This is a genomic window from Rhodopirellula sp. J20-39 (genome assembly GCF_057365095.1).
In genome coordinates this window covers 4861902-4878282 of sequence record NZ_CP195123.1, presented here as the reverse complement: position 1 = coordinate 4878282, position 16381 = coordinate 4861902, and the positions used below count along the sequence as shown (strand labels likewise).

The 16381-nt window shown below is 54.8% G+C and carries 13 protein-coding genes; 6 read left to right on the top strand and 7 right to left on the bottom strand.

The genetic code is table 11. The annotated features are described in order from the left end of the window. The first annotated feature begins 105 nt into the window (after nt 1-105). Entirely contained in the window at nt 106-2187 is a 2082-nt protein-coding gene (locus ACR3ZL_RS17605; RefSeq protein WP_473651810.1) for an adenylate/guanylate cyclase domain-containing protein, read from the top strand. A gap of 40 nt (nt 2188-2227) precedes the next feature. Here ACR3ZL_RS17605 and ACR3ZL_RS17600 read toward each other — a convergent pair whose 3' ends face one another. Beyond that, nucleotides 2228-3433, bottom strand: a complete 1206-nt coding sequence (locus tag ACR3ZL_RS17600; RefSeq protein WP_473651811.1) for an exonuclease/endonuclease/phosphatase family protein — start codon at nt 3431-3433, stop codon at nt 2228-2230. A 255-nt stretch (nt 3434-3688) separates the two neighbouring features. Here ACR3ZL_RS17600 and ACR3ZL_RS17595 point away from each other — a divergent pair, with 255 nt between their 5' ends. From ACR3ZL_RS17595 to ACR3ZL_RS17585, 3 genes are all read left to right on the top strand, one after another. After that, entirely contained in the window at nt 3689-4075 is a 387-nt protein-coding gene (locus tag ACR3ZL_RS17595) for a Dabb family protein (RefSeq protein ID WP_473653530.1), read from the top strand. Between the two features lie 547 nt (nt 4076-4622). After that, nucleotides 4623-6371 (top strand): sulfatase-like hydrolase/transferase, encoded by a 1749-nt coding sequence (locus ACR3ZL_RS17590; protein WP_473651812.1) that lies wholly within the window; start codon nt 4623-4625, stop codon nt 6369-6371. Nucleotides 6372-6386: 15 nt separating this feature from the next. Beyond that, nucleotides 6387-6695, top strand: a complete 309-nt coding sequence (locus tag ACR3ZL_RS17585) for a hypothetical protein (RefSeq protein ID WP_473651813.1) — start codon at nt 6387-6389, stop codon at nt 6693-6695. Between the two features lie 72 nt (nt 6696-6767). Here the strand turns inward: ACR3ZL_RS17585 and ACR3ZL_RS17580 are convergent, their stop codons facing one another. From ACR3ZL_RS17580 to ACR3ZL_RS17565, 4 genes are all read right to left on the bottom strand, one after another. Beyond that, the gene (locus tag ACR3ZL_RS17580; protein ID WP_473651814.1) at nt 6768-7757 is read right to left on the bottom strand and encodes a type II secretion system F family protein; all 990 of its coding nucleotides are present in this window, start codon (nt 7755-7757) and stop codon (nt 6768-6770) included. Nucleotides 7758-7842: 85 nt separating this feature from the next. After that, complete coding sequence (locus ACR3ZL_RS17575) at nt 7843-8805, bottom strand: type II secretion system F family protein (protein ID WP_473651815.1); 963 nt, start codon at nt 8803-8805, stop codon at nt 7843-7845. Between the two features lie 81 nt (nt 8806-8886). Beyond that, a complete protein-coding gene (locus tag ACR3ZL_RS17570; protein WP_486172826.1) occupies nt 8887-10206 on the bottom strand; it encodes a TadA family conjugal transfer-associated ATPase in 1320 nt (439 codons plus the stop codon). A 268-nt stretch (nt 10207-10474) separates the two neighbouring features. Further along, nucleotides 10475-12229, bottom strand: a complete 1755-nt coding sequence (locus tag ACR3ZL_RS17565; protein WP_473651816.1) for a serine/threonine-protein kinase — start codon at nt 12227-12229, stop codon at nt 10475-10477. 157 nt (nt 12230-12386) lie between these two features. Between ACR3ZL_RS17565 and mscL the strand changes: the two genes are divergently transcribed. Next, entirely contained in the window at nt 12387-12857 is a 471-nt protein-coding gene (gene mscL / locus ACR3ZL_RS17560; RefSeq protein ID WP_486172825.1) for a large conductance mechanosensitive channel protein MscL, read from the top strand. 154 nt (nt 12858-13011) lie between these two features. Here the strand turns inward: mscL and ACR3ZL_RS17555 are convergent, their stop codons facing one another. Then, nucleotides 13012-13989 (bottom strand): alpha/beta hydrolase, encoded by a 978-nt coding sequence (locus ACR3ZL_RS17555; RefSeq protein ID WP_473651818.1) that lies wholly within the window; start codon nt 13987-13989, stop codon nt 13012-13014. A 121-nt stretch (nt 13990-14110) separates the two neighbouring features. On the opposite strand from ACR3ZL_RS17555, the gene ACR3ZL_RS17550 reads away from it, so the two are divergent. Beyond that, nucleotides 14111-14590, top strand: a complete 480-nt coding sequence (locus tag ACR3ZL_RS17550; protein ID WP_473651819.1) for a hypothetical protein — start codon at nt 14111-14113, stop codon at nt 14588-14590. Between the two features lie 232 nt (nt 14591-14822). Here the strand turns inward: ACR3ZL_RS17550 and ACR3ZL_RS17545 are convergent, their stop codons facing one another. After that, nucleotides 14823-16379 (bottom strand): BBP7 family outer membrane beta-barrel protein, encoded by a 1557-nt coding sequence (locus ACR3ZL_RS17545; RefSeq protein ID WP_473651820.1) that lies wholly within the window; start codon nt 16377-16379, stop codon nt 14823-14825. Nucleotides 16380-16381: the final 2 nt, after the last annotated feature.

The window sequence follows — 16381 nt, the reverse complement described above, 5'->3', positions numbered from 1 at the left end:
TTTGCCTTCGTTGACCCACGCGAACGGTAGCAGATGTTGTTGCTATCTCGCATGCGATAACGTTCTCCGCATGTTTGCAGGCATGCTACATCCGGGAGCCACGTCGTGCCGGACTTGATTGCTCAAAGCAGCGACCGCGAGGGACGTTGGCGACGTGGTATGCCAGAGCTATCCGCTGGTCGCGATGTCTTGCTGGGACGACAGCCTCGAACGTCCTATGCTAGTGAAGGTAAGGGGAACTACGCCGACACCTCTGCTGGCAAAGCGATCGCTGCGGATCAGCCACAACGGCGACACGTCGCAGCGATTCCCTGGGCAGTGACCTGGGATGCCTCCATTTCACGCCACCATGCGGTCTTAACCGTTTTGGAAGGTGACCGGGTGCGTGTTTCAAAGGACCCCAGGGCTCGCAACCCAATCTTCTATCACGGTCAACCGCGAGACAGCTTTGTCTTGGTGCCGGGCGAACACTTTGTGATCGGCCAGACGACGTTCACCTTGGCAAGACGTCCCGGCTTCACCGTCGAAACACCAGGTTCGTCGAAGGATTCCAACAAGCCAATTTCAGTCCGACGCGGTCTGACACCTGAAACGGACGAGCATCAAGATAGCTCACGGTCGCTCGATCACGAGGCCATCCCTGCTGCCGTTGGTGAGGTGACGGAGATGGCGTTTGCGGCATCGTCACTTCGAAAACGACATTTTCGCGACACGCAGACTCGCATCGATTTGCTGGCACGTTTGCCGGATTTGGTGACGGGTAGTTTGGGTGATGAAGAGTTGTTCGCTCGGGTCAGCGACGTGTTGCTACGGGCGACTCCGGCGGCAACTGCGGTTGCGATTGTGAAGTCGACGCCCAGTTCAAAGGCGAATCACGACGCGGCCTTGGAAGTGCTGCATTACGATGTTCGAAACAGTGATCCCGAAGTTCAAGACGTCAGTACTCGGCTAGTCGCCGCCACGCTGGAGCGTCGCGACAGTGTGCTGCACCTTTGGGACAGTGCGCCGCTGAATTATGGTTCAACCGGCCAGACGGCGGATTCCGATTCGAGTAGCGATCTGGAGTACACGTCAGCGGCAAATGTGGACTGGGCGTTTTGCGTTCCTTTGCGCAGTGATGCTTGCCGGGGTTGGGTGCTATATGTCACCGGAAGCCGGGCCGGCGTGTTGCGAGGCGATCAAGGACTTGACGATTCCGATGGGCTGATCGATCGGCTTAGTGACGATGTGAAGTTCGCGGAAGTGGTTGGCTCGCTCGTTTCCGGAATTCGGCAAGCGAATCAATTCCAACATCGACACGCTGCGATGCGGCGTTTCTTTGCCCCCGTGGTGCTCGATGCGATCGCGGGTACGGATTCGGAAAGTTGGTTGAAGCCGCGTGAGTGTGATTTGTCGGTGATGTTCTGTGACCTGCGAGGGTTTTCCAGAACGTCGGAGGTGCACAGCGATCAGTTGCTTGTGTTGCTCGAACAGGTTAGCTCAGCGTTGGGCGTGATGACCAAGCACATTTTAGAGACAGAGGGCGTAATCGGTGATTTCCATGGTGATGCTGCCATGGGATTTTGGGGGTGGCCGTTACCGCTTTCCGGTGATGTTGACCCAAGGGTAGCCGCCACGTTAGCCGCGGCCCGAGCCGCGGCTTGTATTCGTCGTGATTACGTTCTCGGTGAAACGGAGTTCCGGTGTGGTATCGGAATCGCTTCGGGACCCGCGGTTGCTGGACGAATCGGTACGGTCGACCAGGTGAAGGTGACAGCGTTTGGACCGGTCGTGAATCTGGCAAGCCGGTTGGAAGGGCTTACAAAAGTCTTTGGTGTCGAGGTTCTACTCGACCAAGAAACCGCTTCTCGATTGACACAGTCCAGCGAACAATTCGTTGACGATGCGGAATTCCCGCTGTCGTTGCGATACCTTGGACTGGTCCGAGTCGCAGGCATTCAAACACCAGTCGAAATTCAACAGTTGGTCGTGCCGGTGGAAGGGCAACCGATGTTGTCGAAACCCGAGTTGCAACAGTCACGCCAGGCTTGGGATGCGTTCATCGCGGGCGATTGGGATGATGCTTACGAGATGTTGCATCGGCTCCCCGCATGGGATCGTCCGAAGGATGTCTTGCTGCAGAAAATCTTGCAGCATCACCGCGTTGCACCGCCGGACTGGGATGGCGTGTTGACGTTTCCCAAATAATCACCGTCTGGCGATCGAGCTCCAACGACTTTGCCGTAAACTAGCGAGCGGTAGTGGCGGGAACGGTTGCTTGATGTAGAAGCGGGGACCCTTCCAATGGCGAGAACTCGGCATACACAGGCAGGTAGCTGGATACCGCTTGGGCTTGTGCGACGCTCATGTTGTAAACACGCAGGAAGTCGTAAACCCCGCCCCGGCCAATTGCCTCGGCCGTGCTGCCCTGATCATAAAGCAAGTTGCTGGTTTGGTGACGTCCGAAGATATCCGTTGGCGTGCTGGTCACCGCGGCTCGTACTTGCGGTCCAGCGATGACGGGCAATAGGTAGGCGTCATCGGCCTGGAATAGTCCAGTGATTACCACATCGTCTTCACCACGCCCGTCTTCGCGAACGGACTTGAACAATTGATTGATCAAAGCAACTTCGCGAGGCGCGCGACTCAGGTCCACCCGAATGTTGACCAGCGTGAACGTCCATGCCAAGTCCTCGTCGGGCTCGGCAGCGCGAAACCAAGCGACCAGCGGATCGTACGTCATTTGGTTGTCCGGGTCCGCAACCGTATAGGTTTGTGAACGGTCCACTCGCACGCGGGCTGGGTTGAACAAGATCGCCATTTGTTCGCCGCGGTCTTTGGGCCCTGTCGGCGGACCCAATACGTAGTCGTAAAGCGGTGCGCCGCCACCGAGCGAACTCTCGTTGATCGCGTCGATCATCCTGGGCACCAAGTCCATTTGCATCGACGAAACTTGTTGCAACGCGATCACGTCGAATTGCCGAACCACTCGAACAAGATTCTTGCGGGCCAAGTCGCTGGCCAGCTTCGTTGGCCCAAATCCGTCTAACGCCCACGATGCGACACGCAATTGTGCCGGAGCGTATCGTGATCGACGACTGAGCGAATTGGTGCGTGAAATCGCGTGCTGGTCACTGGGGCTGGAGATGATGGGATCTGGTTCGAAATCCGAAGCAACGGCGAAGTCGGAACTGGGCCTTGGTGCCGACACGGACGATCCGCCGCTACTTGCAAGCGATGCACCGCTATAGCGTGTCGTGCCTTCCTCGGTGGATGACGTGAAGGTGAACGGAGCCTCTAATTCGTCGAATGGACGATTGTTTTTGGATGAAATGCGAACGCCATCGAGGCCGGCGACATCGTAGTTTCGAAAAAAGTACCAACCTCCTCCAACAAGCAACAGAACAATGATTCCAGCCTGTAGTGGGTGGCCTCCATCGCGGTTGTCGGACATGGCGGAAGTCGGTGTTGAAAGTGAGGGGCAAACATGCGGGCGCGTATTTACTGGTTCGACTGTTGTACAGCGTATTCTGAGTTTCATTGGCATAGTCGCTTGGGTCCCCCTAGCCCGACCTTTCGCCCGTGGTCGTTAAAGTTAGCCAAGTTTGCCCAGTCGATTCGTGAGCCCGTATCGGTCATAATGACGGCCAACAGAATTCGATTCGCTGTCCCTATCCGCTACTGAATGAAGCCCGTTATGAAACCCATCTTGTTTACCGTCCTTGTGCTCGGAATTGCCATGTCCGCCATGATCCAGAAGTCTGCCACTGGTACGGATCCGGCCGCTTCGGATCGTATGTTGCGCCATGTCGTCATGTTTGGATTCAAAGAATCAAGCAGCCCTGAAGAGGTCCAAAAGGTGGTCGACGCGTTTGCAGCCTTGCCGAGCAAAATTGATGCGATCGCGGACCTTGAGTTTGGCGTCAACAATAGCCCGGAAGGATTGAACGACGGATTGACCCACTGCTTCCTCGTTTCGTTCGCTTCGGAGGCAGACCGCGAAGCGTATCTACCACACCCTGCTCACAAGGCGTTCGTCGAGGTTCTGAAGCCTCATTTGGAAAAAGTGGTAGTGATCGATTACTGGAACAAGTAGTCCGCTCGTTGGGGTGAATGCCGCTTTGGCCGTCCGGAGTATTGCACCCATGGTGATAGATCGGTGCCTCTAGCCGATACGTATTGGAAGCGAGCAGCGAATCGTTAATCGTTTTGCAGGCGATATATTGTCGGGCATTCGATCCCTAAACGGACCTGCCTTTCGGCGATCTTGTCGGCTGCCGTTTATGCGCAGTCGGTCGGCGATAAGTGTTGTTTTTCATGATGTTTTCGTGTGATTAACGTCTCCGGTTTTCACACTTTCAGGCTGATTGCCAAACGCCGTCGCGATCTTCATTTTTCCTTCCCGGTTATGTCTCAAGCCCCGCAATAAAAACCTCTCAACGGTGGCATCGGCAACCCAGAATTGCGTTGCCATTGTCATCCTGGGATGCCGGCGAGACATTGAGATGATGGCCATAACGCATGGTCGTCGTCGAGAAGTTCAGTCATGGCCCGGCGGCGACAACCCATCCACGGCATCGCGTCGATGCTCGGTATGAGGTGGGATCTGGCAAATTTGCCAACGCCTATGAAAAGGGATCAGCATGAAGAGATTGAATTTTCTGTCTTACGGTTTGGGTTTCATCGCGAGTGTACTGGCTTGCAATGTCGCCTATTCCGAACAAGCACCACCGAACATTCTCTTCATCGCGATGGACGATTTGAATGACTGGATTGGCTGTCTGGGCGGACACCCGCAAACGATCACTCCTAATCTGGATCGACTCGCCGCGAGTGGTGTTCTGTTCAACAATGCTCACTGCCCTGCACCGGCGTGCAATCCTTGTCGTTCAGCGATCTTTACTGGCGTTTCGCCAAATCGAAGTGGGATGTACGACAACCGGCAACAGATGCGTGAGGTCATGCCGGATCAAGTTCTAATTCCACAATATTTGCGAAATCACGGATACCGAGCCACCGGCTCGGGAAAGATGCTGCACTACTTCATCGAAGCCGCATCATGGGACGAATACTATCCCGATGCCGCGACGGAGAATCCACTTCCGGATTCTTATGAACCCGAACAGCGTCCGGCCAGTCTTCCACGCGGTGGACCTTGGCAATACGTCGACACGGACTGGGCCGCACTTGACGTGACGGATGAAGAATTCGGCGGCGATTGGTTAACGGCCAAATACGTTTCCGAGCAATTGAGTACGAAGCACGACCAACCGCTCTTCTTAGCCTGCGGACTTTATCGGCCTCACGAACCATGGTTTGTGCCGAAGAAGTACTTCGAGCCATTCCCGCTGGAAAGCATTCAGTTGCCCCCGGGATACAAGCCCAACGATTTGGATGACGTACCGGCCGTAGGTGCGCGGGCGGCTCGAAATCGTTACTTCGCTCATATCCAAGAACAGGGGCAATGGAAACGCGGCATTCAAGGGTACTTGGCCTCGATTCATTTCGCCGATGCAATGTTAGGACGAGTTCTCGATGCGTTGGAGGCTGGACCGAATGCAGACAACACGATCGTTGTGCTCTGGTCCGACCACGGTTGGCAACTCGGCGAAAAAGAGCATTGGCAGAAGTACACGCCGTGGCGTGCGGTCACCCGTATTCCATTGATGATTCGGGTTCCTGAAGGCGTTTCGGAAAAACTGCCCGATGGAACGACGGCTGGAAGTGTATGTGATGCTCCGGTGAACTTGTTGAGTTTGTATCCAACGCTCATCGACTTGATTGGGTTGCCGGAGAATCCAGAAACCGACGGACCTATCCTGACATCGCTGTTGGCAGATCCGGCCGGAAAAGAGTGGACGGAATCAAGTGTGACCTATCTATCAAAACCAGGAAGCTACAGCGTTAACGGTCGGACGCATCAGTACATCCACTACTACGATGGCAGCGAGGAACTCTACGACTTCCAGGCCGATCCGTATGAGTGGACCAACTTGGCTGAGCGTTCCAATTCAAAAGAGATGCTGGAGTCGTTTCGTAGCATCTCGCCACAAGAATTCCACGAGCGAGTCGAACCGTCGGTCGACTCGTTGGTGAAATTGACCTGGGTTCCCAATGGTCCCGAACCACCACCAGCGTCAGTGCCGGATGGCAACCCGTTCCCTGTTTTCTTCACCAACCAGACGAAGATTGCCGTGCAAGTGAGTTTGTTGGACGCGAAGGCAAAGCCAACCTCAACGGAGTCCATCGCACCAGGGTCTCGAAAGTCACAACAATCCCGTCCGGGTGAAGTGTGGTTGATTCGCGATGCAGAAACCCAAAAACCTTTGGGCCACTTCGTTGTCGATGATCGAACCGCCGAGGCGATCATTCCAGCGGGAACGTCCAAGTAACTGTTGAATCCATCGGTGACTAATACGAGATGGATTTACGCTGAACTGAAAAAGCAGCCGGTTTGTTTACCGTGCTTTGCGTACGACGACGCTGCTGAAATGTTCAATCGGACCGGAGATTGCGGTTCCGTTGAGGACAGGTTGGCAGCGATCGTGGCGGGATTGGCGTGTCGGCATTTCGAATTGAAGTCACCCGACGGCCAAGTGATCCAAAACTGGCGAGACGTTGTCAGCCAGTTTCAGTATCTGAATCCGTCCGATCGTGAGACATCGCCGTTTCTGGTTTTGACCTCACTCGGTGAGCTGCAAGTCGGTCAAACGTGAGATGAGCTTTCGCCATTTCCTACCGGACTCGGTGGCGTTGGTATGTCACCGATGACATCCGGCAAACGTTGGTTACTGGCTTAGCAGTTGTCGCCACATCGTGATGGCAGCAGGCCCGACAAGCACAACGAAAATGCCCGGGAAGATGAACAGCACCAGTGGGAAGATCATCTTCACTGCCGTCTTGGCTGCTTTTTCTTCCGCGATTTGACGTCGCTTGGTTCGCATCGCGTCACTTTGTACCCGCAACGCGGTCGCAACGCTCGAGCCGAACTTGTCCGCCTGGATCAAGATCGAAGCCAATTGCTTTAGGTCGTCGACACCACTTCGGTAACCCAACGCCTGCAGAACTTCCGAACGCGGGCGACCGAATTGCAATTGTTGGTTGGCGATACCGAATTCAATACCGATGTTCTTATGACTCTTCTTCATCTCTTCGGCAACTTTACGAAGCGCCTGGTCCATGCCCAAGCCAGCTTCCACGCACACAACCATCAGGTCCAATGCGTCAGGCAGTCCGAGGAAGATGGTTTCGCGGCGTTTGCTGGATAGGAAGTTCAAAACCATGATCGGAGCCCCAAAGCCGAAGATCATGCCGCCGAATACCTTGATCGCTAAGCCTTCGGAAACGCCATCCATCAGCATTCCAAGCACACCACCAAAGAACAGACCGATGCCGGTGCTGACGAGCTGGATCATCTTGAAAACGATTGGCGAATGTTCACGTCGGAAGCCGGCGGTGACCAGCTTCTCGCGAAGCTTGCTCATTTGTTCTTCGGTACCCGCGACGGACCCGGCCAATGGGTTGGCGGCTTTTTCAAGGGCTGCAGTCAGGGCATCATTCTTGGATCGAGCCTTTTCGTCAGCGGCGATATCTCGTACGCCACGTTTGGGATCTTTAAGTCGTTCCAGACGGGATTCCGCCGATGCCTGATCGGTGCCGCTGAAGTGATTGACGGCGAGCCATGTGACGGACGAAACGCCTAGAAAGATCGCGATCGTCGTCAGCAAGACGGGATTGAACATTCCCGTGGCAGCGGTTTCAGCAATGAGTTGGAACATGTGAAATCAGAGAGGGCTAAAGGCGTTGAACGTGGGGCCGCAAAGGGCGAGTTGGCCGGTGGGCCAGACGTAAGGATGTGCGTGCTTAAACTTTGATCGTGATGATCTTCTTAATCACCAAAGCACCAATGATCTGGGTCACGATGGCGGCCCCCAGCATCATCCGTCCCATGGGGTCGGTGAACAGCATGATGACGTATTCGTAGTTCAGCTTGAGCATCGTCAAGAACAACACTGGAGGCAGTGCGAGCAGCACTGCACCACTCATTCGGCCTTCGCCAGTGAGTGCCTGAATTTGACCGAGAATCTGCAGACGTTCGCGAACCAGGTGACCGATCTTGTCCAGGATTTCACTAAGGTCACCCCCGGTTTGACGCTGCAGGATCACGGCGGTCGCAAAGAATCGAATGTCCATGTTGGGAACCCGTTCGGCCATGTCTTCGATGGATTCGTCCAAGGGAATCCCGAACTTTTGCTCTTCGAAACAACGTTTGAATTCGACGGCCAAAGGTGGCTCCATCTCTTCGCCCACCAAGCCGAAACCGGCCTGCAACGAGTGACCAGCGCGGAGCGAACGGCCAAGCAATTCGAGTGCTTCAGGGATTTGTTGCCCGAATCGAGCCAGTCGTTTCTTACGTTTGTGCAGAACGTAACCGACCGGTAGCATCATCAAGGCACCGCCGACAAACGGGCCCAATAGAATCGGCACTGGGGTTACGACGCAAACTACAATGCCGAGCAGAAAGCAGATGCCGCAAATTCCAGCGAACTGCATTGCCGACATCTTCAGGTCAGCTTGTTCGAGGTACTTGTGAACCGCTGGAACTTGGTTCGTTAGTCGCTCCAGGAACCCAACCGTCCGGTTCATTTCATCGACGAGCAGCAAGGAAGGGCTCTTCTCTGCACTGGCCTGCTTTGTACTGGCAAGCTGTGAAAGACGATCTTCGGTTGCGGTCGTTTCTTCGCTCGGCATCACGATCGACGCTGCAAATGCGACGATCGAAGCGACGAAAACGCCGACGGCTGCGATGATGATGATCGAGGACATGATAGGAAGTTTGAAGTTCGAAGAGTGAAGTATGAAATTGGCTGCCCGCTAAAGACAGGCAGCTAACTGGCTAATGGTTGCCTAAGCTTCCATCATGACACGCTCGCGGAATGCACTGCTTGGCAAACGAACGCCAGCCGATTCCAGTTTGCTCATGAAGCCAGGTCGCACGCCGGGGCATTCGAATACACCGTGTGCCTTGCCTTCTTCATTGATGCCAATTTGGCGGTAGCGATAAATGTCTTGCAACACGATCGTGTCTTGTTCCATGCCGACCACTTCGGTGATGGCGGTCACTCGCCGAGGTCCACCTTGTAGACGGTTGGCTTGGATTAACACGTCGACCGCACCGGAAACTTGCTGACGAATCGCTTTGACGGGCAGGTCGAAACCGGCCATCATGACCAGCGTTTCTAATCGAGCGATGGCGTCACGCGGCGTATTGGCGTGAATCGTTGTGAGCGATCCGTCGTGACCCGTGTTCATAGCCTGAAGCATGTCGAGGGTTTCACCACCACGGCATTCCCCGATAATGATTCGTTCAGGACGCATCCGCAGGGCATTCTTAACCAAGTCCGTTGCCGAAACCGCACCACTGCCTTCGATGTTAGGTGGACGGGTTTCCAATCGGACCACGTGGTCTTGTTGCAGTTGCAATTCAGCCGCGTCTTCGATCGTCACGATCCGGTCGTCGTGACCGATGAACGACGACAGTGTGTTCAGCAAGGTCGTTTTACCTGAACCGGTACCACCAGCGATGATCATGTTCAAACGAGCTTTGATGCACCCTTCAAGCAACATCACCATTTCAGGTGTGAAGGCTCGATAGTTCAGCAGGTCTTCTAGCTTAAGCGGATTGCTACCGAAACGACGAATCGAAACCGCAGCTCCGTCGAGAGCTAAAGGTGGAATGATGGCGTTGACCCGCGAGCCGTCTTCCAGACGAGCGTCAACCATCGGGCAGGTTTCGTCGACACGCCGGCCGACCTTACTGACGATCCGGTCGATGATTTGCAAAAGGTGTTTGCCGTCGCGGAACTCCACGTCGGTCTTTTGCATCTGGCCGCCTTTTTCGACGTAGATGTTCTTGGGGCCGTTGATCAGAATATCGCTGACCTTCGGGTCTTTTAGAATCAGTTCGAGCGGCCCTAGCCCGAATGTTTCGTCAAGAACTTCGTCAACGATGCGTTCGCGTTCTTGCCGGTTTAGCAGTGTGTCTTCAGCGTCGCATAGGTGTTCAACCACCATGCGGATTTCGCGTTTGAGCGTATCGCCTTGCAAGTCGCCAACCCGTGACAAGTCCAGCTTGTCGACCAGTTTGCCGTGGATGCGGCGTTTGATTTCTTCGAATTGTTCTTGGCGGGCACTGTCAGGGCGAGCTGGTGCGGTGGCTTGGCGCATAACGCGGGAATCCTTTACGAGATATGTCTTTGTTGACTCCCGTAAACGTACGATGCAAAACATGACATGCCGCGCAAACGCCACAGACTTCCACCCGGTGAGGGCAAGAAACCTGACCGGATAGGCGATCCGAAGCGATTGTGCCGTTTGTAGCGAACCGGCCAGATGTGCGGGCGAGCCCGTGGAGATGCTCGCTTGCACTTGATGATCTGTACCCGGTCGCCATTGCCTGATGCTTTGGAGCTATGCGCTAACTCGCTTATCAAGTTCAGCAGTCGGTGTTGCGGCGGTACCGCTGCCCAAGCACCCACATCGATATCAACCATGCGGTCCCAAGTAGCAACGGGGCCGCGGTGGGCCACACGACACAAAGAGCGGCGACGACAAAGAACAGCAAACCCAAGATTGCGGTGCCGCCCCAAAGGTGTCCTGCCATTGCCAAGAACGCGAAACCGCTCATCACGCCCGCCAACACCATGACGTCGTTGTGATCGAAATAACCTTGAGCCCAGAACACATTGATCACGGTTAGCGTGGCAAGGTATCCCAACCAAATCGACCAGATCGGCCGCTCGGCAACACCGCGCGGCATCCACAATCCATCTCGAGCGAAATGGATAACGCCGCCGATTCCCAATAGCATTAGGAAACGCGGTACGAAATAGCCCATCACGGCGGCCAAACTCCAAGCCGACGCGGACATCAGCGAACGTGTTGATTCCGTCATCGTTTCTTGGATGACAAACATCAAGATGTGCATCAACCAGACGACGATTCCAATGTGCTTTAAAGCTCGACCCCAGTTGGCAAAGGAGGCTTGGTGCTGGTCTCGATTCAGCTCGCGGGTCATCATGTGGACCAATCCATCTGGACCGGCTTGAGTCGGTTCGCCAGCCAGGACGCGATCCAGGTCATCGGCGAGTTCGTCAGCGGACCGATATCGATCGACTCGATCCTTTGCCATGGCTCGAGCAATCACGTTTTCGAGATCGGCAAGTTCCGCGATTTTGGGCATGCCGCCCGGCCAAACCAATCGCAACGAAGGTGGATCGTCCGACAGAACGCTGGTTAATACCGCAGCCACGGAGTCGCCCGAATGAGGAGGCCGGCCTGTTAACAAAGCAAATAGAAGTCCACCCACCGAATAGACGTCTGTTGCTGCGGTGACGTCGGATTCGCCCCGCGCCTGTTCGGGACTCATGTAGTGCGGCGTGCCCAGGACCTGGCCGTCTTGAGTTAGTTGAGGTTCATCGCGATGCCATTTTGCGAGACCGAAGTCCACTATCTTGGGCTGGCCGTCATCGTCGATCAGAATATTGTCTGGCTTCAAATCACGATGGATAATGCCACGGCGATGCGCGTACGCGACTGCGCGAGCGATATCGCGAACGGTGGTCACCGCACGGCAGATGGAATCACGAACCTCGTTCCCGTCGACCGACTTAGTCGTGTTGCGTTGTTCCTCTTCCAGTTGATTTCGGCGGTCGATCACGTCCTGTTGCAGGGAGCGTCCACTGACCAGCGGCATGACGAAATATTCCATACCGTGACATTGTCCGATTGCATGAATCGGCAAGATGTTTGGATGTGAAAGCGATGCCGCCGCTTCGGCCTCGATCCGAAAACGCAATCGAAGTTCGTCATCGGCAAGGACTCCATTGCCGATCAGTTTGACCGCTACGGCGCGGCGCAAGCTGGTTTGAATCGCTTCATAGACAACACCCATTCCGCCCCGGGCGATTTCGCGAACCAGTTCAAAGTCGTCAAGACATTCGCCTATCAAGCTCGGGTTTGTCGGCTCCGGATCGGGCTGCATCCATTGGTGGTTAGCAAAGAAGCTTCGCAGCGCTTCGGCATGCTCGGGATGCTTGGCGATGACTTCATGTGGTGTGACAGATTGGCCTTGCTCTTTGCATTCGATGTAGTCCGCCATGATTGACTCCAACGAAATGTCAGACTGACTACACATATCCGGTGCAGTCGGCAGTAGATCATCGTCAGAGGGTGAAGGACTGTTGGCCATGTGCTCATTCTTGGTAACGCTGCTACCTATTGTATAAATTTTGGTTGCAGCCGTTGGACCACACTATTGCGAAGGGCATCTTGGTCTCACATACTCCGAAAGTACCCGTCGTAATAAAGCGATTTCACCAAACCTTACACCGCATAGTGAGTCCAAAATGAGTTTAGTCAAAGAGTTTAAAGAGTTCGCGATGAAGGGAAGCGTCATTGATCTCGCCGTGGGCGTCGTCATTGGCGGTGCATTCGGCAAGATCGTGACCTCGTTGGTATCGAACGTAATCATGCCGCCGATCAACTTGTTAACGGCTCGTTTCGGGATCAACTTCAAAGAGGCAGCCGTCAAAATTGCCACCGAATCACCCAAGTTAACACCCGATGGCAAGATGGAAACACTCAAAAATGGCGACCCTGTGATGGTGATGCAGGACTATCCAATCTTCAACTATGGTCCGTTCGTTCAAACGATCTTCGAGTTCCTGTTGATTGCGATCGCGTTGTTCGCTGCGATTAAGGTGATCAACATGGCACGTGCACAAATGGAAAAAGAGCCTGAAGAAGAGCAGGTTGCCGAGCCAAGCGAAGACATCAAGTTGCTTCGTGAGATTCGCGACGCGCTGCAAAAGAACTGAACCGTGGTTTGCGTTTTGTTCGAATCGCTTGTCCGAGCAGGTCGCTCTCGCATAGTTTGGACCGGCTGATTGACCGTCAACAAGCGTGCCGGTTTTTTAGGTTCAGGACTGGCTGGCGACCCGGTTCAAACCCTTGTTATGACTTGTTGTCGGATTACGGCGTTGCGACCTCTTCGACGGCGCCGGTTTGTTTCGCTTCCAGCCGATCGACTTCGAATCTCAAACGCTGAAGTGATTCCAGCGAGATCCGATCGTTGTGTCGCATGTCGGGAACTTCAATCCACACCTTCGCTTGGGTTTGAAGATTGTCGTGGAGACGCCGGCCGTTTTTCATTGGCACGATTCGGTCCGGTGCTCCGTGGATCTGCACAATGTTGCCGCGATAATTTTGCAGGTGCTCGATGCTGTTGAATCGGTTTCGGATCAGCATCTGCACGGGCAGGAACCAGAACATGTCAGCGCCGACATCGGCGACGCTATCAAAAGTTCGGTCCAGTACCAATGACTTCGGTGGAGTGCCGCGATCGGTCAATGCTTCGATCAGACCTGCTGCGATCCCGCCACCCAGCGAACGGCCGTAAACCAGAATGTCTTCAACCGGAGTGTTGGTGGCTTTGGACAATGCATCGATTGCTGCGAGGGCGTCGTCGAAGGTGCTTTGTTCGGTCGGATGGAAGCCGGGGGTTTGGTAGCCGCGGTATTCGGCAACCAATACGCTTGCATCAAACACGTCGGATAGACGGCGTGCCCAGCCATCCATGTCGACTGCTCGTATCCCGTTGCCATGAAGAAACAGGACGACGCGGCTGGCATCTTCACGCTCAAAGAAACGACCTGAAAGGATTTGGTCGTCAATCGTTTGGTAATCGAACCCGACAACTTCGCCGAATTGGGGTTGGTCAGGATTGAAGCGGTTTTGGTCCATCCACTGGTTTGCGTCAAAATAAGCGCCCGGGAACACCAGTCTTGTTTCCCAAAAGACGAGCGCACCGCAAAACAACCCATAAAGGATCGCGACCAAGACGAGCAGCCTTGTCAGCCGGCCCCATCGCGATCGTGAGGGACTGGCGAGTGCACTCGCTCCAGTAGAGTCGGGCTTGGGGGCGGGTTGCGAGGATGTTTCGGATTGCATGATGAAAACGTGGGGTGCCAAACTCAAAAACGCGACAGCGAAACTTGAAAACGTGTCGGCGAAAATCGTGTGGTAGGTTTGATGAACGCTTCGTCAGAGAAACCGAACATGGAAACCGGACATGTTTTGCCGCCAACGCTACCACGATCTTGCTCAGGACGCCGAGGCCATCAAGCAAGTTCGATTTGGCCGGATCATAACACAGCACGGTAAATTGGTCGCGGTCGAACGGCACTGGGTGTCTAGCCCCGCGTCAATTGCTCAAGTTTGGTGGGAGTCCAATCGGGGGCGAATTCGGGGCGATTTGTGCCACTTGGATTTTCATATTCCCAGTGGGCTGCCCGGTTTCATCACGTTGGATTACATCCGGTCCGGCAGCGAGACCCAGTACAAGACGTTCTTGGGGGCCTGCAATATTCTGAACGAAATCGCGCGGCTACGAAACGCTCAGGCAATCGTGGCGCACGTGACCAATGGACGGATCAGTGATCGGTTGTTGGAACGCCAGGGGTGGGAACGCCACATGTTGAATTGGCGAGGCCGACACTTTATCCGACGTTTCATCGACGGTTACCCTACTTTGCAGCCAGGACGCTATTGATCGACAAGGGGCAATGTCTGATCTTCGCTGGCGAAACTGATCGAGCGACTATTCCGCACGTCGGTTACCTATCGAACTGGTTTGGTGCCCGCGCACAAAAAAAGCGTAGCGTTTCAAATTGAAACGCCACGCCCTTGGTTGCTTGGCCGAGTAAAGTCAAGCTCAGAGACCCGGACTGTTCGAGCCGGTTCTTTACCCAGCAAACCTTCCGCCTGGATAAGTTTCAGATCTCTTAGAATTCGATAACGGCACCGAGATCGAGACCGTGCACGAAGAACGAATCTGACTCCAGGCCATCTGAAACTGGCCGGTCAGGAGTTCCGGTGGCACCCAAGTTGTCTTGGACCAAGTACTGTGAGCTGACGACGCGATTCATGTTGTCGCCGACAGTTGCCACGTCACTGAACATCAGGAATGAGTAACCGACGGTGAAGCGAACGTGAGGACGAAGCTTCAGGGCCAGTTTCAAGTTGGCTTCCGGTACGAACGAGAAGTTGTTCTCGCTCCAAGTCAGGTTCGCGTTTTCACCGTCTGGAGCGAAGATGCCACCGGCTACAGTACCAGCAGGTGCAGGCGTTCGCGTTCGTGTACCGTTGTAGGTAAAGGTTTGTTCCATGTCGCCCAAGTGAACCTTGGTCAGTGCGGTTAGGGTCCAAGCCTTTTGTCCAACCGAAGTCAGGAAGCCAATTTGACCACCGTAGAATCGGTTTTCCGCTTCGATGGTGTCGGCATAGGTGAATGTGTCACCCAAGCCACCACCAAAGTCATCGGTTTGTTCAGCGGTCATGTTGATGTTAAGGCCTTCGTCGATTCCGAAGTGCGAGAAACCGCCAACCAGATCGGTGCGATAGCCTTTACCACCTAGCAATCGCAAGCGACCGTAAGCTTCAGCGGCGTACATCTCCAGAGTCGATTCAGCAGCAACAGTACCTTCGAAGTCGCCAAAGGCACCTGGGTCTCCATCAGAGAATGCCGTGAAGAGCGTGGATTCGGTGCCAGTTGCGGAATCAAAGAATGGGATTCCGATGGAACTGGTCGCACCGTCGCCACCGTTGGCATAGCTATCGCTCTGTTCGGATAGCCACCAGAAACGTCCGCCAACACCGAAGTCTTCGGTCAGGAAGAGTCCGCCATCAAGACGGAAGCCAGCGGCGAGTTCATCACCACCGAAGGCGTCGTCGCCACCGAATGCAACGGTGCCGTTGTTCAAGTCAGGCAAAACGCCGGCACCCGATTCAACTACCAAAGGTGGTGTCGAGCGAGCTTGTGGGAACCAAAGCAATGCTTCAGCAGTCATCCAAGCGTCTGCTCCGGCAAGAAGCTTACGTTGAGGCTTGCACTGCATTTGGCGGTTTGCCATGCGAGGTGTGCTGCCACAGTTGCCACTGCTGCAAGCACTTCCGCCGCCACAGGCACCGTCGCCACAACCGCAATCGGAGCTGTAAGAAACGGGTGAAGCCGAAACCCCGCTACCCACGTTGGGAGAAAGATAGGCTGGCTCGTCGCCCACGTAAGCAACCGGTTCGAGGTCGCTGGTGTATGCGTTGGGGGCGACGTTGTCTTGGTAGGCAACTTCGTTGAAGTACACGTCGTCGTTGAGGACGGGTACGTTTTCGACCGGAGCCGGGGTGGCTCGATCATTGTTGTCGTAGAGGCTGCCTACGTAGTCCGATGTTTCCGCGAAGTACGCGTCCTCATCGTAGGTCGTGTCGGCCGCTGTAGCGGTGGTTGCTGACAGCATCGCCGTCAGGGTCAACATCTTCCATTTATTATTCATATTCTTCTTCATTG